The organism is Mesorhizobium sp. BR1-1-15 (assembly GCF_020165475.1).
GTDB lineage: Bacteria > Pseudomonadota > Alphaproteobacteria > Rhizobiales > Rhizobiaceae > Mesorhizobium.
Genome location: NZ_JAIUIF010000001.1, coordinates 446,812 through 470,581, shown reverse-complemented (window position 1 = coordinate 470,581; position 23,770 = coordinate 446,812). Strand labels below are relative to the sequence as shown.

At 63.7% G+C, this 23,770-nt stretch carries 17 protein-coding genes; 9 read left to right on the top strand and 8 right to left on the bottom strand.

Annotated elements, in window-relative coordinates:
- The first annotated feature begins 19 nt into the window (after positions 1-19).
- Positions 20-865, top strand: a complete 846-nt coding sequence (locus tag LB541_RS02265) for a phosphogluconate dehydrogenase C-terminal domain-containing protein (RefSeq protein ID WP_140655663.1) — start codon at positions 20-22, stop codon at positions 863-865.
- Positions 866-922: 57 nt separating this feature from the next.
- On the top strand, positions 923-1,723 hold the full coding sequence (locus LB541_RS02260; RefSeq protein WP_140555467.1) for a sugar phosphate isomerase/epimerase family protein: 801 nt from the start codon (positions 923-925) through the stop codon (positions 1,721-1,723).
- Between the two features lie 36 nt (positions 1,724-1,759).
- On the opposite strand, the gene mtnA is transcribed toward LB541_RS02260, so the two are convergent.
- Both mtnA and mtnK read right to left on the bottom strand, forming a co-directional pair.
- Complete coding sequence (gene mtnA / locus LB541_RS02255) at positions 1,760-2,854, bottom strand: S-methyl-5-thioribose-1-phosphate isomerase (RefSeq protein WP_140878830.1); 1,095 nt, start codon at positions 2,852-2,854, stop codon at positions 1,760-1,762.
- Complete coding sequence (gene mtnK / locus LB541_RS02250) at positions 2,851-4,122, bottom strand: S-methyl-5-thioribose kinase (RefSeq protein WP_224617715.1); 1,272 nt, start codon at positions 4,120-4,122, stop codon at positions 2,851-2,853. The genes mtnA and mtnK overlap by 4 nt, the downstream gene beginning before the upstream one ends.
- Positions 4,123-4,257: 135 nt before the next feature.
- On the opposite strand from mtnK, the gene LB541_RS02245 reads away from it, so the two are divergent.
- From LB541_RS02245 to LB541_RS02235, 3 genes are all read left to right on the top strand, one after another.
- Positions 4,258-5,769 (top strand): sugar ABC transporter ATP-binding protein, encoded by a 1,512-nt coding sequence (locus LB541_RS02245; protein ID WP_224617713.1) that lies wholly within the window; start codon positions 4,258-4,260, stop codon positions 5,767-5,769.
- 92 nt (positions 5,770-5,861) lie between these two features.
- Complete coding sequence (locus LB541_RS02240) at positions 5,862-6,857, top strand: ABC transporter permease (protein WP_140520875.1); 996 nt, start codon at positions 5,862-5,864, stop codon at positions 6,855-6,857.
- A 40-nt stretch (positions 6,858-6,897) separates the two neighbouring features.
- Complete coding sequence (locus LB541_RS02235; protein ID WP_140555459.1) at positions 6,898-7,950, top strand: substrate-binding domain-containing protein; 1,053 nt, start codon at positions 6,898-6,900, stop codon at positions 7,948-7,950.
- Between the two features lie 74 nt (positions 7,951-8,024).
- Here LB541_RS02235 and LB541_RS02230 read toward each other — a convergent pair whose 3' ends face one another.
- The 4 genes from LB541_RS02230 to LB541_RS02215 all read right to left on the bottom strand — a co-directional run bounded on the left by LB541_RS02230 (position 8,025) and on the right by LB541_RS02215 (position 11,735).
- Positions 8,025-8,234, bottom strand: coding sequence for a type II toxin-antitoxin system YafQ family toxin (locus LB541_RS02230; protein WP_404926805.1), 210 nt, complete (start codon positions 8,232-8,234; stop codon positions 8,025-8,027).
- A 59-nt stretch (positions 8,235-8,293) separates the two neighbouring features.
- Positions 8,294-8,551, bottom strand: a complete 258-nt coding sequence (locus LB541_RS02225; protein WP_140497837.1) for a type II toxin-antitoxin system RelB/DinJ family antitoxin — start codon at positions 8,549-8,551, stop codon at positions 8,294-8,296.
- A gap of 84 nt (positions 8,552-8,635) precedes the next feature.
- Entirely contained in the window at positions 8,636-10,690 is a 2,055-nt protein-coding gene (locus LB541_RS02220) for a bifunctional aldolase/short-chain dehydrogenase (RefSeq protein ID WP_140564317.1), read from the bottom strand.
- Between the two features lie 79 nt (positions 10,691-10,769).
- Positions 10,770-11,735: a sugar-binding transcriptional regulator gene (locus tag LB541_RS02215; RefSeq protein ID WP_140497839.1), complete on the bottom strand. Its 966-nt coding sequence runs from the start codon at positions 11,733-11,735 to the stop codon at positions 10,770-10,772.
- A 193-nt stretch (positions 11,736-11,928) separates the two neighbouring features.
- On the opposite strand from LB541_RS02215, the gene LB541_RS02210 reads away from it, so the two are divergent.
- From LB541_RS02210 to LB541_RS02195, 4 genes are all read left to right on the top strand, one after another.
- Positions 11,929-13,581: an acyl-CoA synthetase gene (locus LB541_RS02210; protein ID WP_140672580.1), complete on the top strand. Its 1,653-nt coding sequence runs from the start codon at positions 11,929-11,931 to the stop codon at positions 13,579-13,581.
- A 413-nt stretch (positions 13,582-13,994) separates the two neighbouring features.
- Positions 13,995-14,603: a TetR family transcriptional regulator gene (locus LB541_RS02205; protein WP_140497843.1), complete on the top strand. Its 609-nt coding sequence runs from the start codon at positions 13,995-13,997 to the stop codon at positions 14,601-14,603.
- A gap of 56 nt (positions 14,604-14,659) precedes the next feature.
- Positions 14,660-15,805, top strand: coding sequence for an efflux RND transporter periplasmic adaptor subunit (locus LB541_RS02200; protein WP_224617705.1), 1,146 nt, complete (start codon positions 14,660-14,662; stop codon positions 15,803-15,805).
- A 248-nt stretch (positions 15,806-16,053) separates the two neighbouring features.
- Positions 16,054-19,203, top strand: coding sequence for an efflux RND transporter permease subunit (locus LB541_RS02195; RefSeq protein WP_224617704.1), 3,150 nt, complete (start codon positions 16,054-16,056; stop codon positions 19,201-19,203).
- 78 nt (positions 19,204-19,281) lie between these two features.
- Here the strand turns inward: LB541_RS02195 and LB541_RS02190 are convergent, their stop codons facing one another.
- A complete protein-coding gene (locus LB541_RS02190) occupies positions 19,282-20,991 on the bottom strand; it encodes an APC family permease (RefSeq protein WP_140564312.1) in 1,710 nt (569 codons plus the stop codon).
- 251 nt (positions 20,992-21,242) lie between these two features.
- Positions 21,243-23,612: a DUF1989 domain-containing protein gene (locus tag LB541_RS02185; protein ID WP_224617700.1), complete on the bottom strand. Its 2,370-nt coding sequence runs from the start codon at positions 23,610-23,612 to the stop codon at positions 21,243-21,245.
- Positions 23,613-23,770: the final 158 nt, after the last annotated feature.

Below are 23,770 nucleotides of genomic sequence, written 5' to 3'. Positions count from 1 at the left end.
GCAAATGGGAGAGAAGCAAATGACGACATCCGTGGCGGTGCTTGGAGCCGGAGGGAAGATGGGCTTCCGCGTGACACGCAAGTTGATCGAAGCGGGCTACGATGTCCGCGCCGTGGAGATCGGCGAGGCCGGCCGCAAGCGGCTGGGAGAGGCCGATATCGGCGCCGTCGCCATGGACGAGGGCATTCCCGGCGCCAAGGTGGTGGTAATGGCCCTGCCGGACAATATCATCGGCCAGGTGGCGCGGCAGATCTCGCCGATGCTTGCCGCGGGCACCATGATCCTCATTCTGGATGCGGCAGCGCCCTATGCCGGCGACTTGCCCGCGGATCGGCCGGATCTCACCTATTTCGTCGGCCATCCCTGCCATCCGCCACTGTTCGGCGAAGAGACGGAATGGGCCGCGCGTCGCGATTACCATGGCGGCATCGCCAGGCAATCGATCGTCTGTGCCCTGATGCAAGGTCCGGAAGAGCACTATGCGCTTGGCGAGGAAGTGTGCAGGGCCATGTGGTCGCCGATCATCGACAGCCATCGCGTCACGGTCGAACAATTGGCGATCCTGGAGCCGGGCCTGTCCGAAATGGTGGCCATGCCCTTCGTCGACACCATGGTCGAGGCTGTCGAGGAGTGCGAACGCAAATATGGCATTCCCAGGAAGGCCGCGATGGACTTCCTGATAGGCCATCTGAACGTCGAGATTGCCATGTGGTTCGGCTTCTCTCCGAAAGTGCCGTCCGATGCGGCGCTACGCCTGATGCGGTTCGCCAAGGGCGTCGTGGTCCGTGACGATTGGCGCGAAGCGCTGTCTCCTGCCAAGGTCAAGGAAGCCTCGGAATTGATCGTCTACGGCAAGGGAGCCTGAGCCCTGCCTTCGCCGCGCCGGACCTCGGTATCGACCGCGCTCTTCGATGGCTATCCCATGGAATTGGCCCTCGAGGAGATTGCGGCGGCCGGCGCCCTCCATGTCGAGCCGGCCTTCATCCGCGGCTATGTCGATTTCGACGAAGGCATGTTTGCGGCTGCGCACGCCGCGAAGTTGCGCCAGGCAGCGGAACATGCCGGGCTGGGGATCAATGCCGTGTCGGCTCATCTCGACCTGTCGGGGGCCGATGCCGTCGACGCCTTGTCCCGCCGCATCGGCTTTGCCGCCGGTCTTGGCGCGTCCTTCCTGATTACCAATGCCGGCCCGGCGAGAAACAGCGCGGCGATCCGCAAAACGATTGACGCCCTCCTGCCGAGGCTGGAGGAAGTCGGCATCGTCCTGGCGCTTGAAAACCCCGGACATGGCCAAGGCGATCTGCTCGGCAGTGCCCGGATGGGGGCAAGCTTCATTCGGGACATCGGATCGCGACACGTGCGCCTGAACCACGACGCCGGAAATGTCTTTACCTACAGCAACGAGACGGTGCAGCCGGCGCAAGATATCGCTGATGCCATCGATGCCGTTGGGCATGCCCATCTGAAGGATGTCGTCAGCACCGGGGAGGGATGGACATTTTGCGCCATCGGCGACGGCTCGATGGGCTACGGACCGTACTGGGCAACGCTTCCCGCGACGCTGCCGGTCAGCATCGAACTGCCATTGCGGCTGCGGCGCCCGCAGCGCCGTGATCCCCAACGGCGGAGCGCGCCGGTGGATATGGCCACCATTCGGAGCGCGCTGCGGCGTTCACTGGATTTCGTCAACTCGCTGGAGATCGCAAAGAGCAGCACCTTCTGAACGCGAAAGGTGGTTCCTGGCCTTTGCGAGAGCCGGCTATCCCCGCTCCGGGAACATCTCCTTTAGGCTCGCGCGCGAGGCCTTGGCGACGCCCCGTTCGGTAATCAGGCCGGTGACCAGCCGCGCCGGCGTCACGTCGAAGGCGGGGTTTGCCGCGGGCGTCGCTTCCGGCGAGACGCGCACCTGGGCGATCTCGCCGCTCGCGGTCTTGCCCCACACCAGCGAAACCTCGTCGCCCGAGCGTTCCTCGATCGGGATTTCGGCAAGCCCGTCGCCCACCGTCCAGTCGATGGTCGGCGAAGGCAGCGCGACATAGAACGGCACGTCGTTGTCTGCGGCGGCGAGTGCCTTCAAATAGGTGCCGATCTTGTTGCAGACGTCGCCGTCGGCCGTCGTGCGGTCGGTGCCGACGATGACCATGTCGATTGCGCCGCGCTGCATCAGATGGCCGCCGGCATTGTCGACGATCAGCGTATGCGGCACGCCGTGGCCGGCCATCTCCCAGGCCGTCAACTGGGCGCCCTGGTTGCGCGGCCGCGTCTCGTCGACATAGACATGGACCGGAATGCCGGCCTCCGTTGCCAGGTAGATCGGCGCGGTGGCCGTGCCGTAGTCGACGGTAGCCAGCCAGCCGGCGTTGCAATGGGTCAGGATGTTGACGGTTTCGCCCGGCTTTTTGCGCGCCGCGATGTCCTTGATGATGGCAAGACCGTTCTCGCCGATGGCGCGATTGAGCCCGACATCCTCGTTGGCGATCTCGCTGGCGCGACGATAGGCGGCTGCGGCGCGTTGTTCCGTCGGCAGCGGCCGCAGGAACCGCCGCATCTCATCCAGCGCCCAGCGCAGATTGATCGCCGTCGGACGCGTCTCGTGGAGCGTCTCCCAGACGGCATCGAGCGCGGCATCCGCCGGATCGTCCGCCATCTGCATGGCAACGCCATAGGCAGCGGTGACACCGATCAGCGGCGCGCCGCGCACCCACATGTCGCGGATGGCGGTGGCGATGCCATTAACGGTGTCGACCTTCACGATACGGAAGTCATGCGGCAGCCAGCGCTGGTCAATGATCTCCACCGAGCGCCCATCGTCGCTCAGCCAGATGGTGCGATAGTGGCGCTCGCCGACGTTCAAATGCGGTTCTCCTGTTCGATCAGCGCGGCCAGGTTGTTGACCTCGTCGATGCTGTGAATATGACGCCTGTTGACGGCGATGTGGCGGCCGAACTTCAGCGCCCTCGCTTCACATGTGGCGCGCAGGTCTTCGTCGGCAATGGTTTCGAAATCGGCATTGTGGGCGAGGCCGAGGATGCGCCGGTGCACCTCGATGCCGGCAAAGCCGAGGAGGTCGTCCCATATCTGGTGCAGCACATGGTCGAGCGCCTGTTCTGCGCCCAGCCTGTCGCCCTGATCCTCGAACAGGCTCTTTTGATAAAGCATGCCGTTGCGCTCCGTGCGCCACAGATGCGAGAATTCGGTGCGGAACACCGACCACGTCTGCGCCGTGACATCGAGCAGATAAGCGCGCATGGCGTCGCGCTTGGCGCTCTGCTCATGACCCCGCTGCGAGAAGAAGGCCATCCAGAAATTGGCGAGCAACATGCCGACGTCGAACGCCATCGGCCCGTAGAAGGCGAATTCAGGGTCGATCATCCTGGTCTCTGTATCCGTGACCATGATCGAGCCGGAATGCAGGTCGCCATGCAGCAATGTCTCTGCATTGGCGGCGAAAAGATGCTTCAGGCGCTGCGCTTCCACCTTGAGGTCGCGGTCGGCGCGCAACTCGGCGACCAGGGCGTCGAGTTGCGGCGAAGTGTGCCGGTTCATCTTGGCGTCGAAGTAGGGGTCGGAGAACACCAGGTTCTCGGTGATGTCGCACAGCTCGACATTGTCGGCGAACAGCGCCAGATCCGCTTTGCGATCCTTGGTCACCATCGAGAAGTCGGAGCCGCGGAACAGGGTGCGGGCCATGAACAGCCCGATATCCCTGGCGATGTTCGGCAATTGCTGGCCCTCGATCAGCGCCCGCCGCAAAATGATGTGCGGCGACAGATACTCCATGATGATCAGCGCCTGGGTCTCGTCGAAATGGTAGATGGCCGGCACCGAGCCCGGCGCGCGCGCCTCCTGCCGTGCCAGCGCGTGATATTCGAAGAAGGAACGCTTCAGCGGCAGCGGCCAGCTGTCGCCGACCAGCCGGACATAGGGCAGGGCCTGCTTGACGACAGCCGCGCCCTTGTCGCCCTCGACGATGAAGACGAGATTCAGATTGCCATCGCCGACCTCGCGCACCTTCCAGCGGCTGGTGTCCTCGCCGATGCGCTGGGTGAGCGCCTCGTTGCTGCCGAGCCGCGTGGCGAGCGTCTCCACCGACAGTGCTTCGAACGGCGTCTTCCCGGTCATCCTCACCTCTCCTGCTCGTTCCCCCATAATAGCGGAGCCACGGCGGCGGGGCCAAGCTAGGTAGCGCTCTGGCAATTGTCAATCGTGTTGACAATTGCCGATGTAGCCCATAGCGTCACGGGCAGGGAGGAACGCATGGTCGGCAATGCCGTGTTCCGCGTAGAGGGACTGAGGAAATCCTTTGGCCGCAACGAGGTGCTTGGCGGCGTCTCGCTCGAACTCCATGCCGGTGAAGTGACCGTCCTGATGGGTGCCAACGGCGCCGGCAAATCCACCCTCGTCAAGATCGTCAGCGGCGTCTACGAGCGCGACGGCGGCACCATGACCCTGGCCGGCCAGGACTTTGCGCCGGGAAGACCGGCGGAAGCGATCCGCGCTGGCGTCGTCACCGTTCACCAGAACATCAATGACGGGGTCGTCGCCGACCTTGACGTGGCCACCAACCTGACATTGGACAGGCTGAGCGGCAGTGGCGCCCCGGTGCTCTTCAACCCGGTCCGTGTGCGTCGCGAGGCCAAGGCGGTTGCCGACCGCATGGACCTGGCGATCGACTTGAAGGCGCGCGTCAGCGATCTCTCGCTGGCCGATCGCCAGATGGTGGCGATTGCCCGCGCGCTGGCACATCAGCCGAAAGTGCTGATCCTCGACGAACCGACCTCATCGCTATCGAGCGCCGAAGCCGATCGGCTTTTTGCGCTGGTCGACAGGCTGCGCGCGCAAGGCGTGGCGATCCTCTATATCTCGCACCGCATGTCCGACATAAGGCGGCTTGCCGACCGCATCGTCTCGATGCGCGACGGCGCCGTGTCCGGCGTCTTCGACAAGAAGCCGCTCGACTACGAAGGCGCGGTCAATGCCATGCTCGGCCGCAAGATCCACCTCGACCAGATCGTCGTCAGGCATTCGGCCCGGGCGGTGCTGACCGTCGAGGGCCTGCGTATCGCCCAGGGCGCCAGGCCGATATCGCTGACGCTTGGCGACGGCGAGGTCGTTGCCGTCACCGGGCTGGTCGGCGTCGGCAAGACAGCACTTGCCGAGACGCTGTTCGGCGTGCGCAGGCCGCTCGCCGGCACCATGACGATGAACGGCAAACCCTACGCGCCGCGCTCGGCCGGCGATGCGATCGCCGCCGGCGTCTTCCTCGTCGCCAAGGATCGCGCCACTAGCGGCATCGTCGGCGGCTTCAACATCGAGCGCAATGTCAGCCTGCCGTTTCTGAGAAGGATGTCGAACCTGGGCGTGCTCAAGCGCCGCCTGGAACGCGCCACGGCGCGCCGGCAGATCCAGGAATTGGGCATCGTCTGCTGCTCCGAGAAGGACGAAATGTCGGCATTGTCCGGCGGCAACCAGCAGAAGGTGATGGTCGCCCGCTGGATGGCGCAGGATGCAAGCCTGTTCATTCTCGATGAGCCGTTTCAGGGCGTCGACATCTCTGCGAGGCGCGACATCGCCGCCAAGCTGAGGGCAAGCGCCAATGGCCGCGCGACGCTTTTGTTCGTCACCGAACTCGACGAGGCGCTGGAGACGGCCGACCGTATCCTGGTGATGTCGGAGCAGACCATCGTCGGCGAACACCGCAACGCGGACATCGATCTCGATCGCCTGCTGGCCGAGGTGGCCGGCGGGCTGCCGCACCGCGCGGCTTGACCGGCTGGAATTGAAGAGCTGACGATGACAATTGGAATGGAGAGCATGGGTTCGAGTTGGGTAAAAACGGCAGCGGCGCGCGGGGGCGCTGAATGACGCAGCGCAACCACGCCATCCGCTACGGTTTCATCGTCCTGTTGTTCGGGCTCGTCGCTTATTTCGCGATCGCCGCCGACGGTTTCGTTTCGCCGCAAAGTGCGGTCTTCATTTTCCAGTCGGTCGCCATCACCGGCGTGCTGGCGCTTGGTGTCACCGCCACGCTGGTCGTTGGGGGTTTCGACCTGTCGATCGGCTCGGTCGCCACGTCAGCCATGATGGCGGCGGCCTATGTCATGGTCGTGCTGGAGCAGAACGCTGTCATCGCGGTCATCGTCTGCCTGCTGATCGGCGTTATCGTTGGGCTCATCAATGGTTGGCTGATCGTCTATATGCGCGTGCCGGACCTGCTGGCGACGCTCGGCATGATGTTCCTGCTGGTCGGCCTGCAGCGTATCCCGACCGAAGGCCGCTCGATCGCCACCGGCATGACCATGCCCGATGGCTCGGTCGCCAACGGCAAGTTCGGCGAGGCGTTCCTGGCGCTCGGCCGCCACCGCTTCGACTTCTTCATTCCCAATCTCGTTCCGGTCTCGGTCGTCGTCCTGGCGGTGCTCGCGGTGCTGATCTGGTTCTTCCTCGAATACACCCGCTTCGGCCGCATGATGTATGCAGTCGGCTCCAATGAGCGCGCCGCCGAACTCGCCGGCGCGCCTGTCAAGGCATACAAAATCTGGGCCTATATCATTTCAGGAGTTTTTGCCTCGATCGGCGGTATTTTGCTCGCCGCCCGGCTTGGACGCGGCGACATCGCCTCGGGTAATAATCTGCTGCTCGACGCCGTCGCCGCGGCGCTCATCGGCTACGCGGTGCTAGGCGCCGCCAAGCCGAACGCGTTCGGCACGGCTGTCGGCGCCGTCTTCGTCGGTGTCCTGCTGCAGGGCCTGACGATGATGAACGCGCCGTACTACACGCAGGATTTCATCAAGGGCGCCGTTCTGGTCGTCGCCCTTGTCTTCACCTTCGCTCTTTCCGGCAGGGGCAGGACATAGATTTCGGCTGGGTTGCATTTCAACAAGTGGAGGAAACGACGTGAACATCACAAGAAGACTTTTGGGCAAGGCAGCACTCGGGCTCGCCGGCGCGGCGTTGCTGGTGCAAGGGACGGCCCTGGCTGCCGATCGCCCGGCGCCGTTCGACAAGCCAGGCGTCAAGATCGCCTTGGTGCGCTATCTCTCGACCGGGGATTTCTTCCAGGCCTATCTGTCCGGCGTCGAGGCGCAGGCCAAGGCCCTTGGCGTCGACCTGCGCGTGCTCGACAGCCGCCAGGACGCCGCCCTCCAGGCCGACATGGTCGACCAGGCCATCGCGCTCGGCGTGCAGGGTATCATCATCCAGCACGGCCTGACGGAATCGATGAAGGACGCCGCCCAGCGCGCGGTCGACGCCGGCATCAAGGTGGTCGCTTTCGACGTCAACGTCGAAAACCCCAAGATCCCGCAGATCGAGCAGTCAGACCGCGACCTTGCGCGCCTCGCGCTCGAGCAGGCGGTCAAGGATAATGGCGAGAGCTGGAAGGCCGGCTATGTCTATGTCGCGGGCATCGCCCCGCTCGACCGCCGCAATGAGACATGGGTCGACGTGAAGAAGAAATACTCGGGCATCAAGGAAGTCGCCATGTTCGGCACGCTGGACAACCCGATCGCCAACTCGGTCGCCAACCAGGCGCGCTCGGTGCTGACCGCCCATCCGGACATCAAGGTGATGTTTGCTCCCTATGACGAGTTCGCCAAGGGCGTGAAGATCGCCGTCGACGAGGCGGGCCTGAACAAGGACATCAAGATCTATTCGGCCGACATCTCGACCTCCGACATTGCGGCGATGCGCGAGCCCGACAGCGCCTGGGCGGCAACCGCGGCCACGAACCCGGCCGTCGTCGGCCAGGTCTCGGTGCGTGCGCTGGCGCAGCTGCTGGCCGGCGAAGACCCAGGCCACAACGTCGTCGTGCCGCCGACGCTGATCACCCAGAAGGACCTTCTCGACAAGGACATCAAGAATATGGAGGACCTGTCGGCCAAGCTGCCGCAGTTCGCCCACGCCGATGTCGCGATGCCGGCCTGGATGCCGAACCCGAACGCGAAGTAGGCCAATCGATATTGCAATTCGCTCACACTTGGAACAGCCGCTTGCAGCAACTGCAGGCGGCTTTTTTGCTGTCTTCATTCGTTGAACAGATCGGAGTAGGAGCCGGTGCGGGCAAGCCGCAGCTCATCGTCGGCAATGCGGTAGATCAAGAGCCAATCCGGTTCTACATGCGCATCCCGATAGTCTTTCCAGTCGCCTTTTAGAGGGGTGATCCTTATAACGCGCCGGCAGTCCGGCGATGAGCAGGCCCAACAACTCGCGCAATTTAGCGAGGTCTTTGCCACGCTTCTCCATGCGCTTAACGTCCCTGCGGAATTGCCCGGAGTGAACGGGCGTCGGCATGTCAGATGCCCAAATCCTTGAACAATTCGTCGGCTGACGCGAAACGCTTGCCTTTGCCTTTTTCCAATTCGGCCATGGCCTTTTGGGTGGTTGCGTTCGGCACCTTCACCGGAAAGGGAAATTCCTTGTCGGCGGCGACGCGGACCAGCAGCAGGCGAATGGCGTCGGAGACCGACAGTCCCATTGCCGCCAGGGCTTCGGTAGCCTGGTCCTTTGTCGCGGCATCAATTCGAGCGCGGACAACCGTATCCGTAGCCATGTTGCGACTCCTTACTGTTGAGCCACAATGTAGCTACAAACGGGTGTTCTTGCAAGCCTGCCGTCTGCGCTGTGCGTGACCGTGCTACCGCAGCGCCGCCGCGATATTGCCGCCGTCGACCGTCGTTACGTCGGCGGTTGTGCGGTCGGCCAGCGCGTGGTGCAGGAAAGCCTGCGCCACGTCCTGCGCCGTCACCTCCTGGCCGAGCAGATTGCCGGACATGTACTCTTTTTCCGACACGCCGCGTGCGCCCGATCGGCTGGCGATCATGGCGTCGGTCAACAGCCCGGAGCGGATGCGGTCGGCATTGACGGCGTTGGAACGGATGCCATGCGCGCCGTAATCCAGTGCATATTGCCTGGACAGGAACAGCGTCGCCGCCTTCGGCACGCCGTAGGCGCCGAATTTCGGACCCGGATTGACCGCCTGCTTGGAGGTGTTGAACAGGAGAGCGCCGCCGGTACCCTGTTCGAGCATGATGCGCACCGCGTTCTGCGCCACCGACTGGTGGGCGAAGAAATTGAGCTCGAAGCTCTTGCGCAGCAGCGCGTCGTCAAGTTCGCCGATCCGGCCTTCCCAAGCGGCACCGGCATTGGACACCACTATGTCGACGCCGCCATACACGGCGACCGCCTTGTCGAAGGCTGCACGCACTTGGTCCGGATCGGTGATATCGGCGGCGACGCCGATCGAATTGTTGCCCGCTTTCTTGGCCGCATCAGCGGCTTTTTCGCCATCGAGATCGACGACCACCGCATGGGCGCCATTGTCGGCGAAAAGCTTGGCTGTCGCGGCGCCGATCGCACCGGCTCCGCCAGTGATCAGCACGACCTGGCCGGTCAGCGGCTTCGGCTTGTTGGAGGCGAGTTTGGCCTGTTCCAGCGACCAGTATTCGAGCGGGAACAGGTCGGCCTTGGAAAGCGGATGAAAACGGCCGACCGCCTCGGCGCCACGCACGGCCTCGATCCACATTTCGCCGACATCGGAAGCGATCCTGGCATCCTTCAGCGTGCGGCCATGGCCGAACATGCCGAGCCCCGGCACCAGCGTCAGCCGCGGCATCGGGTCGAGCATGGTGCGTTTGACGTCGTCGAGCGCGTCATTGGTCTCGAAATAGGCGCGGTATTCCTTGGCGAAGGCGTCGACATGGCTCTTGATGACGGCCTTGTAGTCGCCGGCCTTGTCCGCATCTGGCGCCGGCACCGCCATCGGCCCGGTCTTGATGCGGATCGACAGGTCCGGCGTCGACACGCCGCGCGCGGCGTAGTCGGCGATCTCGGCCGAATTGATGAAATCGACGATCGCATCCGAGGTGCGGAAATCGCTGATCATGCGGTCGAAGCGGCCTTCGCCGCGTGCCACCGCCACGGCGCCGCGCAACATAGGAGCGATGGAAGCCGGCGTCGCGAGCTTCGCCGGAAGCGCGGCCTTTGCCGCCCTCGGCTTGGCGTGGCTGGCAACATACTCCTCGGCGACATTCACATAATGGATCATCCGGTCGTAGGCCTGCTTGGCGTCGTCGCCGAAGGTGAAGATGCCGTGCTTGTCGAGGATCAGTCCTTCCACATCAGGGTCGGCGTCGAAAACATCGGCCGCCGCCTTGGCGAGGTCGAAGCCCGGCATGATGTAGGGCACGTAACCCATCTTGGCCCCGAACACCGTCTTCACCAGCGGCTTGCTGTCCTCCTGGTCGACGATCGCCAGGATGGCGGTCGAGTGCGTGTGGTCGACGAATTTGTGCGGCAGGAAGGCATGCAGCAAAGTCTCGACCGAAGGATTGGGCGAGGACGGATCGATGAGGTTCGCCCGCTGCAGCGCGACCATGTCCTCGTCGGAGAGCTTGTTCAGCGCGCGCGCCTTGATGAGCGCGCCCATCTTCACCGCCGGCAAGCCCTGCGGCTCGATGACGGCCATGTCCCAGCCGCTGCCCTTGACGCACAGCACGTCCCATTCGTCGCCGACGAGGTCGGTCGCCTTGGTCTTGCAGGAAGTGTTGCCGCCGCCATGCAGCACCAGTCGCGGTTCGCCGCCCAGCAGGCGCGTCGTGTAGACGCGCAGCGCGAGATCGCGTCCGACGCCTTTCTTTGCATAGTCGGCAACCATCTTCTCCGCGTCGCCGTCATTCCACAGGTTCTTCATTAGCTTCGTCCAGTTGCTGTCATAGTGGTGAAACAGGAATGCCACGACGCCTTGATGACGGGCGCGGCAGGAATGGTCTCTAGGATACCTTTTTGCCTGGCGCTCCGGCATGATCCAGAAGCCGCTGCGCCATATCGGCGCCGACCACCAGATGCGTGCAAAGGCCGCCGGCGATCGCAGCGAGCAGGGGTTCGAACTTGCTGTTCTCCTGCACCACCATCAGCCGCTTCTGAATGGCGCGCAGCGAGGAAAGCTCCGCCGAGATCACCCGCCGGTTGTAGCCGCAGTCGAGCACCTTGCCCTCGGCATCGATGATCTGCCCGGCAATGACGCCGGCCGCGCCCGCCTTGCGCAGGTCGGCCATTTCGTCTGATGTCAGCGCGCCGCATTTGACCAGATGGCTGTCGGCATCGACGGCGCCGACCGAATACAGCGCCAGATCGCATTCGTGGATGCTCGACAGCTGTTCGCGGATTACAGGCTCGGCCCGCAGGCCGCGCGCCAGCTCTTCGGTGGTCAGCACGAGCGGCGCGTAGAAATTGATGCCCTTGGCGTTGAGCCGCCGGGCGATCTCCATCGTGCATTGGTCGGGACGATAGGAATAGGGCGCGCCGAGATTGCCGCAGAGCTGCACCACGGTGACATCCTGGAGATCGGCGTAGGACATGATGTCGGCGATCATGTAGACGGTGCGTCCCCAGGCGACGCCGATGCGGTCGCCTTTTTTCACCAGTTCGAGAAAGACGCTCGCCGCCAGCACCGCGATGTCGGTGGCGGGATCGGCGATATGGCCGTTTTCCGGCGCGATCCAGACCGCGTCGAGACCGAGTGCATCCTCGAGCTTGCGCGCCATGACGTCGTCGGTGAAAAGCTGGGTCGAGGTCGAGATGTTGACGATGCCGGTCTCTCGCGCCTTGCGCAGATACATGGCAACCGAGGCGCGGGAAATGTTAAGCTGGCTCGCCACCTGGTCCTGGCGCAGGCCATGCGCATAATAGAGCCAGGCGGCCTTGTGGATAAGTTGTTCTGCCGGTCGGATTGCCATGCCTTCTCCTCGGCTGACATTAGTCACGGCTCTCGACAAAAGTCAAACCGCGCGGAGGTACGCAATGCCTTTACGCGCGCCAAATCTAGACCATCATTGCGCCAGACGCGCTTTGTCGTGGCATCGTTGCTGGTGACGCGGCCCGAGCCTGTGGTTAGAACATGTCGGCAAAGGGACATACGGGGAGGACAGGATGGGCAACCCTTACGAACAGGATCTCGACAGGAACGCTGCCAACCACCAGCCGCTGACGCCGCTCACTTATCTGGAGCGGGCAGCCAAGACCTATCCCGATCATGTCGCCATCATCCATGGCCGGCAGCGCGTGACGTATCGCGATTTCTGGCGGCGTTCGCTGCAGCTCGCCTCGGCGCTCTCCAGGCGCGGCATAGGCAAGGGCGACACGGTGACGGTGATGCTGTCGAACACGCCGCCGATGCTGGAGGCGCATTTCGGCGTGCCAATGACCAAGGCGGTGCTGCATTCGCTCAACACTCGCCTCGACGCCGCCGTGATCGCTTTCCAGCTCGACCATGCCGGGACCAGGGTGCTTATTGTCGATCGCGAATTCTCCGAAGTGGTTCGGCAAGCGCTCGACCTGGCCAAGGTGAAGCCCCTGGTCATCGACTATGACGATCCCGACTACGCCGCGGACGCTCCCTATCCGAAGGGCGGTCGCATCGGCACGCTTGACTACGAGGCCTTCGTCGCCGAGGGCGAGGAGAATTTCGCCTGGTCGATGCCAGACGACGAGTGGGACGCCATTTCGCTCAACTACACCTCGGGCACGACAGGCAACCCGAAAGGCGTCGTCTACCATCATCGGGGTGCTGCCCTGATGGCCTACGCCAACACCGTCCATGCCGGCATGGCCAAGCACGCGGTCTATCTGTGGACACTGCCGATGTTCCACTGCAATGGCTGGTGCTTTCCGTGGACCTTGGCCGTCCAGGCCGGCACCCATATCTGTCTGCGCTGGGTTCGGCCGAAGCAGATCTACGACGCCATCGCCGACCATGGCGTCACCCATCTGTGCGGCGCGCCGATCGTCATGTCGGTGCTGATCAACGCCAGGGATGAGGACAAGCGCCAGTTCCCGCAAGCCGTCACCTTCAACACGGCCGCCGCGCCGCCGCCGGAAGCGGTGCTCACCGGCATGGCCGATGCCGGCTTCGCCGTCACGCATCTCTATGGTCTGACCGAGACCTACGGCCCGGCGGTGGTGAACGAATGGCACAATGAGTGGGATCATCTGGAGAAGGGGCAGAGGGCCACGAGGAAGGCCAGGCAAGGCGTCCGCTACGCCGCGCTCGAAGGCCTCACGGTGATGGATCCCGAAACGATGACGCAGACGCCCGCCGACGGCCAGACCATCGGCGAGGTCATGTTTCGCGGCAACATCGTCATGAAAGGCTATCTCAGGAACCGCAAGGCCACCGACGAGGCGTTCGCCGGCGGCTGGTTCCACTCCGGCGATCTCGGCGTCATGCATGCGGATGGATATATCCAGCTCAAGGACCGCTCCAAGGACATCATCATTTCGGGCGGCGAGAACATTTCCTCGATCGAGGTCGAGGACGCGCTCTACAAGCACCCGTCCGTTGCGTCTTGCGGCGTGGTGGCGCGGGCGGACGAGAAATGGGGCGAGGTGCCGGTCGCCTATGTCGAGCTGAAGCCCGGCAAGACAGCGACCGAGGCCGAGATCATCGAGCATTGCCGTGCGCTGCTTGCCCGCTTCAAGCTGCCGAAAGCGGTGGTGTTCGCCGAGATTCCCAAGACCTCGACGGGGAAGATCCAGAAATTCCGGCTAAGGGAGATGGCGAAGAGTGGCAGCGCCAACTCGTAGCAGTTTGCACCAGCATCCGCGAGTTGGTCATCCCAGAGCGTTGCAGGAGCGAAGCTCCGTCGCGGAGCCCTAGGCTCCATGCCGCGACCCGGCAGCCGTGATCCGACGGCCGACAATGGCTTTCCAAGATTGTGGATGCTGGTCGGCCTAACCCTTTGAGCCGATTTATTTTTTTCGACAGAGGTCGCAGCATGGATTCTGAGAGTCTGCGCGTCGCTCCGCTCCTTGCTACGCCCTTGATGATGACGGGATGAGCGCCATTCGCAATCGGCAACGTCGGTCATTGCACACCTGCGACTGTCACCATCTGTCACCATTTTGTACGCGTACGCCGAATCCGCGTTGACATCGCGTTCCTTTCGATTTACGAGTGACGAAAATTAAAATTCATCACTAGTAAATCGAAAGAGGCTATGTCCGAAACCGCCAACCTCGTCGCCGATGCCGCTCGCCAGGAGAATGTAACGCGCATTCTCGATTGCGCCGAGCGCCTGTTCCGGCACTATGGCTACGGCAAGACCAATGTCGCCGACATTGCCCGCGAACTCGGCATGTCGCCAGCCAACATCTATCGCTTCTTTGCGTCCAAGGTCGAAATCCACCAGGCGGTCTGCGGCCGGATGCTCGGGGCCAGCTACAGGATGGCCTACGAGATCATGCATTTGCCGATCAGCGCCGAGGAACGGCTGCGGCGCTACGTGCACGCGCAGTACAAGATGACCATGGAGGTCATGCTCGACGACCAGAAGGTCCATGAGATGGTCATCGTCGCCCTCGAGCGCGATTGGGGCGTCATCGACAAGCATGTCGACAGTATCCACGATCTTTTTGCCGAGGTGATCCGCGAGGGCATCGCGGCCGGCGAATTCAGGGAGCAGGATCCGGTGATTGCGTCGCGCTGCTTCGGCGCCGCTACTGTCATTTTGTGCCACCCGCAGATGGTGGCCCAGTGTCTTGCCAAGACCAACCGGGCGATGCCCGACGACCTCATCGACTATGCGATCAAGGCCTTGAAGAAATAGCCGCCGCCCGCCGGGCGCCGGCAACGACAATCAATCTCCAGTTTGGGAGTGCTAAGGTGTCTTCGTCCAATTCCATTATCCGCTGGCTGCCGGTTGCCGGCCTGATCGTCGCGGCACTCGGCCTGGCCGGTTGTTCCCAGGAGAAGGCGGAGGTCAGGGATATCATCCGCCCCGTCAAGGTCGTCGAGATCGGCGCGGCGCAGACCACCCGCCAGCTCGATTACTCCGGCTCGGTGCGTGCTCGCACCGAGATGAATCTCGGCTTCCGCGTTGCCGGCAAGGTCACCGAGAGGCTCGTCGACATCGGCCAGCATGTCACCTCGGGCGACGTCCTCGCCCGCATCGATCCCTCCGATTACGAGCTTTCGGTCAAAAGCGCCGCGGCGAGCCTTGACGCCGCCGAGCGCCAGGTCGAGACGGTGGATCTCGCCAGGAAGCGCGCCGAGCAGCTTTATGCCAAGAATTTCGCGCCGAAATCGCAGCTCGAGCAGGCGACGCTGGCCTACAACCAAGCGGTCGCGGCGCGCGATGCTGCCCGCTCGACCCTCGCCCAGGCTCAGAACCAAGTCCACTATACCGACCTCAAGGCGAGCGAGAACGGCATCGTCACCGCGGTCAGTGCCGATGTCGGCCAGGTGGTCGGTGCCGGCACGCCCGTGATGACGGTTGCCGTCGATGGCGAGAAGGAAGTGCTGATCGCGGTACCGGAAATGGATATTGCCGGCTTCAGGCCGGGCAAGGAGGTCAAGGCAAGCTTCTGGGCGGACGATGCGCTGACGCTTGCCGGCAAGGTCCGCGAAGTGGCCGGCAGCGCCGACCCGCAGTCGCGTACCTTCGCCGTTCGCGTCTCGCTTCCCAACGATCCGCGCGTGCTGCTCGGCATGACCGCCAACGTGCAGGCGTCGATCGACAGCAAGACCCAGCTGGTCTCGATCCCGCTCAGCGCCCTGGCTGAAAAGGACGGCCAGAAGATCGTCTGGACCGTGGACCGCGGCAGCGACACCGTGCATTCGCGTCCGGTCAAGATCGCGAACTTCACCGCCGATGGCGTCGCGGTTGCCGACGGCCTCAAGCAGGGCGACGTCGTGGTTGCCGCTGGCACCCAGTTCATGACCGACAATCTGAAGGTCAAGCTGTCCGGCGATAGTCTCCAGCAGTCCGCCTCGGCGGCGGACGACGCTGCCACCAGCAGCCTGCGCTGACAGCCAGGCACTACGAAAGCCCCCCTGTCTTGGCGGCGCGAGCCGCAAGACCGGGCAGGCCATGGTTTCCGGGCAGCAGGCGCCCGATCGTCGAGACGCCGGCAAGATGGCTCCCCCGCATCATTGTCGCGTCACACGCGATGCGAGTCTCTCCGCTTGAGGGAGCTTCGCCGCCCGGAAGCCAGACGAAGAACGCATGAACGGCATGATGAACCTGCCCTGCAGATCAATTGGACTGGACTGGCGCCATGACCACCGACAGCAACACTGAAAAGCGGCCTTTCAACCTCTCGCGTTGGGCGATCGGGCATCCGAGCATCGCACGTTTCCTGTTCGGCCTGATCATCCTTGCCGGTGCGCTCGGCCTGATGCGCATGGGCCAGAAGGAAGATCCCGATTTCACCTTCCGCGTCATGGTCGTGCAGGCGATCTGGCCGGGTTCTTCGATCCAGGAGATGGAAGACCAGGTCGTCAACAAGATCGAACGCAAGCTGCAGGAAACGCCGCATCTCGACTTCGTGCGCTCCTACACGCGCGCCGGCAGCGCCATCATCACGGTTCAGATCAAGGGCGACACCAATGCTGCCCAGGTCAACGACGCCTTCTATCAGGTGCGCAAGAAGGTCGGCGACATAGCAGGCGATCTGCCGCAGAGCCTGCTCGGCCCCTATTTCAACGATGAATTCGGCGACACCTTCATCACCTTGCATTCCATCAGCGGCGATGGCTTCAGCTATCCCGAATTGAAGAAGTTCGCCATCCAGGCCCGCGACATGCTGCTGACGACGCCCGGCGTCGAGAAGGCGGTCATCATCGGCGACCAGCCCGAGAAGATCTATATCGACGTCTCGTCCAAGGCGCTGGCCGAGCGCGGCCTGACGCTGACCGACCTGCAGAACGCGATCAAGGGACAGAACAATGTCGACCCGGCAGGCTCTGTCGACACCGGCCTGCGCTCGGTCCGCATTTCGGTTGAGGGCGATGTCACCAGGGCGGCCGACATTCGCGAGCTGCGCTTGCGCGCCGGCAACCAGGTGACGCGCCTTGGCGATATCGCCACCGTGAGCTCGGGGCTGGAGGATCCTTTCGAGCGCAAGTACCGGTTCAATGGCCACGAGAGCGTCCAGCTCGGTGTCGTCATGGCCAAGGGCTTCAACGTCACCGATGTCGGCAAGGACGTCGAGGCGACCTACAAGCGATTCGAGGAGGCGCTGCCCTATGGCGTCTCCGTCGACCAGATATCGGACCAACCCGAGGTCGTCAGGGACGCTGTCAGCGAGTTCATGCATGCGCTCGGCGAAGCGCTGCTGATCGTGCTCGTCGTCTCGTTCCTGTCGATCGGCTGGCGCTCCGGACTTGTCATTGCGATCGCCATCCCGCTGGTCCTGGCCGCCACTTTCGCCATCATGTACGAGATCGGCATTGACCTGCAGCGCATTTCTCTCGGCGCCTTGATCATCGCGCTCGGCCTGCTTGTCGACGACGCCATGATCGTCGTCGAGATGATGGAACGCAAGCTGGAGGAGGGGCTGGTCAAGATCGAGGCGGCGGGTTTCGCCTATTCCTCGACCGCTTTCCCGATGCTGACCGGCACGCTGATCACCACCGCCGGCTTCATTCCGGTCGGCTTCGCCGCCTCCACCGCCGGCGAATATGTCCGCACGCTGTTCTACGTCGTCGGCATCGCGCTCGTCGTGTCCTGGTTCGTGGCGGTCTATTTCACGCCATGGCTGGGATATATGATCCTCAAGCAGCGCAAGCATGCCGGCTCCCACCACGACGTCTTCGACACCAGCTTCTATCGCCGGCTTCGCTCGACCGTTACCTGGGCCGTGCGCCATCGCATCATCGTGCTGACGATGACGCTGGTGACCTTCGCCACCAGCCTGTGGGCCTTCCAGTTCATTCCACAGAACTTCTTCCCGCAATCGTCGCGCCCGGAAATCCTCGTCGATCTCTGGCTGCCGGAAGGCACCAGCATCAAGGAAGTCGAGACGCAGGCCAAGGCGCTGGAAGCCAAGATGATGGACGACAAGGACAAGCGCTTCATCGCCACCTATATCGGCGAAGGCGCGCCGCGCTTCTTCCTGCCGCTGGACCAGCAGCTCAGGAATCCTAACTTCGCCCAGCTTCTTGTGATGGCCAATGACGAGCCGGCGCGCGAGCGGCTGATCGTCAAGCTGCGCACCATCCTGGCGCAGGACTTCCCCTCCATCCGCGGCAAGGTCGACCGCTTGTTCCTCGGCCCGCCGACAGGCTGGCCGGTGCAGATGCGCGTCATGGGCCCGGACCGCCAGGAAGTGCGGCGCATTGCCGACCAGGTGAAGGCGAAATTCCAGGCCAACCCGCTGCTCAGCGCCGTCCACGACGACTGGCTGGAACCTGTGCCGGCGATGAAGCTGGTCATCGACCAGGACCGCGCCCGCGCGCTGGGCGTCACCTCGCAACGCATTCGCCAGATGCTGCAGGCGTCCATGTCCGGCGCGCCGCTGGGCGACTTCCGCGACGGCGAAGAAACGGTGTCCATCGTCGCCCGCGAACCGGATGCCAGCCGCGCCCTGCTGTCCTCGGTCGATTCCATCTACATCCCGACCGATTTCGGTGGCTTCGTGCCGCTGTCGCAGGTGGCCAAGGTTGTGCCGGTGCTGGAGCAAGGCGTCGAGTGGCGGCGCGACCGCTTGCCGACCATCAGCGTGCGGGCGACCTTGCCCGACGGCGTGCAGTCCAACGATGTCGTCACCAAAATGTACAACGACATGAAGGATCTGCGCGACGGGCTTGCGCCGGGCTACAAGATCGAGATCCAGGGCGGTGCCGAGGACTCGGCGGAAAGCCAGGCTTCCATCGCCGCCAAGGCGCCGATCATGCTGGCCGTCATCGTCATATTGCTGATGGTCCAGCTGCAGCATTTCGGCAAGGCGATGCTGGTGCTGGCCACCGGTCCGCTCGGCATCATCGGTGCGGCCGCGGCCCTTTTGATCAGCGGCGCGCCGTTCGGCTTCGTCGCCATCCTCGGCGTCATCGCGCTGCTCGGCATCATCATGCGAAACTCCATCATCCTCGTCGACCAGATCGACCAGGACATCGCGAAAGGCATGGAACGCTCCGAAGCGATCATCGGCTCGGCTGTGCGCCGTTTTCGGCCGATCGTGTTGACGGCAATGACCGCGGTTCTGGCGCTGATCCCGATCTCGCGCGGCGTATTCTGGGGGCCGCTCGCCTACGCCATGATGGGCGGCATTCTGGTTGCAACCGTGCTCACCATCCTGGTGCTGCCCGCTGGCTACGCCCTGTTCTTCGGCCGCGAGCGCAAGAAGGTGCCGACCGACGAACAGACGCCCGAACCAGAAACCGTCGAAGGCGTCGAGAGGCCGCAACTCGCTTTGGCGGCTGAATGAACGAAATCGGCCGGTCTCATTTGAGACCGGCCAATTTCTGTTCTTGCGGAGCCGAAGGCCGCTTGCCCGTCAGGCAAATCAGATGACGAAAAACCAGTTGGCGATCAGCATTACCGCCACGCCGGCGACCAGCGTCAGATAGGGCAGCATGCCCGCCTTTTTCACCGAGAGGTCCGCTCCCGCCATGCCGAGGTCGGCCAGCATGTGGTCGGGGAACTTGCCGCCGTCCTGGATGTAATGGCGGAAGCAGAACACCGGGATGATCAGCGCCGCGGTGATCAGCCCGGCCCACAGCGCCATCGGGTTCCACACCTTGGCGCCGGCGCCCATGAAGATCGCGTTGACATAGGCGAAGATCGCCCCGATCCCCAAGAGCCACGTCGGGGCCTTCCACGGCCGCGCGATATGGCCGTTGTCGATGCGATGGATCCAGCCGGCATTGAGGTTGAGGAAGTTGAAGATGATGTAGCCGCAATTGGATACGGCGAGAATGAAGAAGAAGCTCGTCGCATCGGCCGAGGCGATCGCCAGCACGATCAGGTTGAAGCACAGGTCGGTCCACATCGCCCGCGTCGGCGCGCCATGCTCGTTGACGTGACTGAGGTAGCGCGGCAGCCAGCCGTCGACGGAGCCCTGGTAGAGCGTGCGCGAGGAGCCGGCCATCGCCGTCATGATGCACAGCACAAGCGCCAGGATCATCAGCATCACCAGCAGGCTGTGGATAAGCCCGCCGCCGCCGACCATGCCGGCGAGAGCATCCGCCACGCCCGAACCGTCGACGATCGGCGTCGCCAGCATGCCGTTGAGGCCGAGCACGCCCTGGAAGGTGAACGGCACCAGGATGAACAGCAGCATGCAGAGCAGGCCGGAATAGAAGATGGCCTTGAAGGTATCGGTGCCTGGGTTCTTGAACTCGGAGGTGTAGCAGACGGCGGTCTCGAAGCCGTAGGTCGACCAGGCGGCGATGAACATGCCGCCGAGCACCAGCGTCCAGCCGGCGATGTTCCAGGCGCCGGGCTCTGGCGCATAGGCGGCGGCCAAGGGAACCAGCGGCGAGAAATTGGCCCAGTTGATCTGGCCGGTGAAGATCGGCACGACGCCGACGATCAGCATCGGGACGATGACAAGCAGGCCGATATATTTCTGCACATTGGCGGTGCCCAGGATACCGCGATGCTGGATCGAGAAGATCATCAGCATCAGCACGGCGCCGATGAAGAAGGTGGCGTTGAAGGTGAAGGACACCGGACCCAGCGTGTGACTGAACGCCGACCACGTGCGGATCGCCGGGGTCGCCGCCGCGGTCACCGCGGTAATGGCGTCGCCGGCGCTCGTTCCGGCATGTGCCGCGATATAGGCGGCGACCTCGGGCGACGTGTCGGTAAAGATCGGCACCGGCGCCAGCGCATTGAGGATATAGGCGGCGGCGATCGAGCAGCCGAGCGAGAGCACCGGCGACCAGGCAAACCAGTTGCACCATACCGACAAGGGCGCGATGAACTTGGAGTAGCGCAGCCAGGCGGTGGCGCCGTAGATCGAGGCGCCGCCCGATTTGTTCGGGAACAGGCCGGCGATCTCGGCATAGGTGAAGGATTGCAGGAAGCCCATGACCATGGACACCGTCCAGATCAGGAAAGCGAGCGTCCCGGTCGTGCCGGCAATGCCGCCGATCGAGAACAGGACGAGGGCCGGGACGCCGCTCGCCACCCAGAAGGCGCCGCGCCAGTCGATATGCCTGAGCAGCTTGCTTTCGGCAGGCTGGTCCAGGACTGTGCTTATGGTGCTCATGTCGGTGAATTCCCCTTTTTGATGTTCCCCGCCGGCGACGCCTCGGCTGTGCGAAGCTTGCTCCCGGCCAATATCGCCGCGACTTCAGTGTTTCCACTCAGTCGTATTTTTTTCTTAGGAGTGAAGATTGATCCGGCGCGCTTTCACGTCAAGCGTTTTGTCGCGCCGTGCACATCACGCTTGCGGGCGGGCGCACAAATGTGCCCCGCGGCGCCGCCGATGGGCAATCCCGTATGCCCGGAAGGCCGCGGTCAGGAACGCGGCCTGGTCTTCTGCGGATCGTAATGGGCGAAGGCCACGACTCGCGCCGGCAGCCGCTTGGCGTGGCCGTCGAGCTTGCCGATTTCAACTCGCGCGCCGATGGCGGCGTGGGTGACATCGAGCCGCGCCAGCGCGATGGTCTTGTTCAGCACCGGCGAGCGCATGCCCGACGTGACGACCCCGATCTGGGCGCGGCCGACATGCACGCAATCGCCATGGCCGACCGCGACGTTGGCATCGATGTCGAGCCCGACCAGTTTGTTCTGCGGGTTCTCCTTGCGCCGGATCAGCGCCTCGCGGCCGATGAAGTCGTCGGTCTTGGACTTCAGCGGCACGGTGAAGCCGATGCCGGCCTCGAACGGGTCGGTCTGGTCGGAGAACTCGTAACCGGCGAAGATCAGCCCGGCCTCGATGCGCACCATGTCCAGCGCCTGCAGGCCCATCGGCTTCAATCCATGCGGCTGGCCGGCGGCCCAGATCGCGTCGAAGACCTTTTCGGCGTCGCGCGGATGACACCAGATCTCGTAGCCGAGTTCACCGGTATAGCCGGTGCGCGAGACGACGACCGGAACGCCATTGCCGCCGCCGATGCGCGCGACGGCGAAGCGGAACCATTCCAGTTCCTCGATCGACGGCTGCAGCGGCGAGGTCCAGATCACCTTCCTCAGGATGTCGCGGCTCTTCGGCCCCTGCACGGCGATATTGTGCATCTGGTCGGTGGACGAGCGCACCAGCACGTTGAGGCCGAGCTTTGTCGCCGTCTCGCGCAGCCATTCGCCGGACAGATCGTCGCCGCCGACCCAGCGGAAATTGTCCTTGCCGAGCCTGAGCAGCGTGCCATCGTCGATCATGCCGCCATGCTCGTAGCACATGGCGGAATAGACGACCTGGCCCACGCCGAGCTTCTTGACGTCGCGGGTCAGCGTGTATTGCAGCAGCGCTTCGGAATCCGGGCCGGTGACCTCGAATTTGCGCAGCGGCGACAGGTCCATGATCACGGCGTCCTGCCGGCAGGCCCAGTACTCGGCGATCGCGCCTTCCCTGGCGAAGGAATTGGCCAGCCAATAGCCCCTGTACTCGACGAAGTCGCGGGTGTGCTTGGCAAAGCTCGAATGAAAGGAGGTCTCGCGGGTCATTTTCGGTTCCGAATCGGGCGTCATGCGTCTGGCGATCGCACGCGAGAATTTGTGCTGGCCGGAATAGGTGCGCACATGGATGTCGGTCAGGTCCCAGCCATTGGCCGGCGTCGTGTCGTCGGGGCAGGCGGAGGACACGCAGACGATGTCGGTCAGCGCCCGCAGCAGCACATAGTCACCTGGCCGCGACCATGGCTCGTCGGAGACCATGACGCCATGCGCGTCGATTGCCGTGTTGAAGAAGAAGTTGATAGCCATCCAGCCGGCGCGTGGCGTGACGCCCTTGTCCGACAGCGCGCGGTTGAAGTTCTCCGAGCAGTTGGCATGGCCGGGATAGCCGATGTCATCGTAATATTTGGCGGCGCATGCGAGCGCGAAGGCGTCGTGCCGGCCGCATGTGTCCTGCACCACTTCGACCAGCGGCTCCATGTCCTGGTCGTAATATTTCGAGTGCAGCCCCGGCATCGGATAGCTCGATCCCATCAGCGTGCGTGTCGTCGTCACATCGAGCGGATGGTCGAGCCCCTTGTCCAGCTTGCGCGCCGAAAAGCACTGGAAGTCGGTGCATTGGCGCCCGTCGACGTCGATGATCTGCAGATAGTCGCCGGCTTTGACGAAATAGGATTCCGCCGTCGCCGAATGGACGCGCAGGTCGAGCACCGGATCGGCGAGCGGGTCGGCCAATTGCGACTTCGCCGCCGGACGGATGGTGGCACGCCGCACGATCACGGTAAGCGGCGTCGCCGTATCATGGCCGTCGACCAGCATCGGCCCGCCGGGCGCGGCGATCACCACCGAGCCGACGCGCGCAACGCTGAAAGCCTGTTCGGTGCCGGCCGGCGTGGCGCCGCCGAATACGCGCACCGCCTTGGCCTGGTCGAGCTGCACCTGCCGGCGCGCGAGCCCGCGCCGCAGGGACGCGAGACTGTCATCGCCCTCGGCAAGCAGCACCTTGATGCCGGCGGCATTGCTGTTGGATTTTTCCCCGAGGATGGAGGGATCGGTCGCACCCGTGCCATCCCACGCCAGCAGTTCGCAAGCCTGGCCGCCCTCGACATTGCGCACCGTGATGGTGTCGCCGGCCTCGACCTCGATCAGCACCGCACCATTGCCCTGGACCGTATAGCGCTCCATGCCCGGCGGCAGCGCGATCTGGCCGGGCCGCAGGATCAGGCTCGGCCGGGGTGGTCCGGATGCGACGGCAGGGTAGGGCGACTGGCTCATCTCAGCCTTGCGGTTCGAGAAACAAGTTTGCCTGTGTGTGAAATTATTTTAGCAGCAAGAATAGCAGTGCGGGTGGGTTTGGCAAGGCGGTGGTGGGGCAGGTTCTTCCTTCTCCCCTTGTGGGGTCCGAAGGACGGGGCGAGATTCGTGGCTCGCCC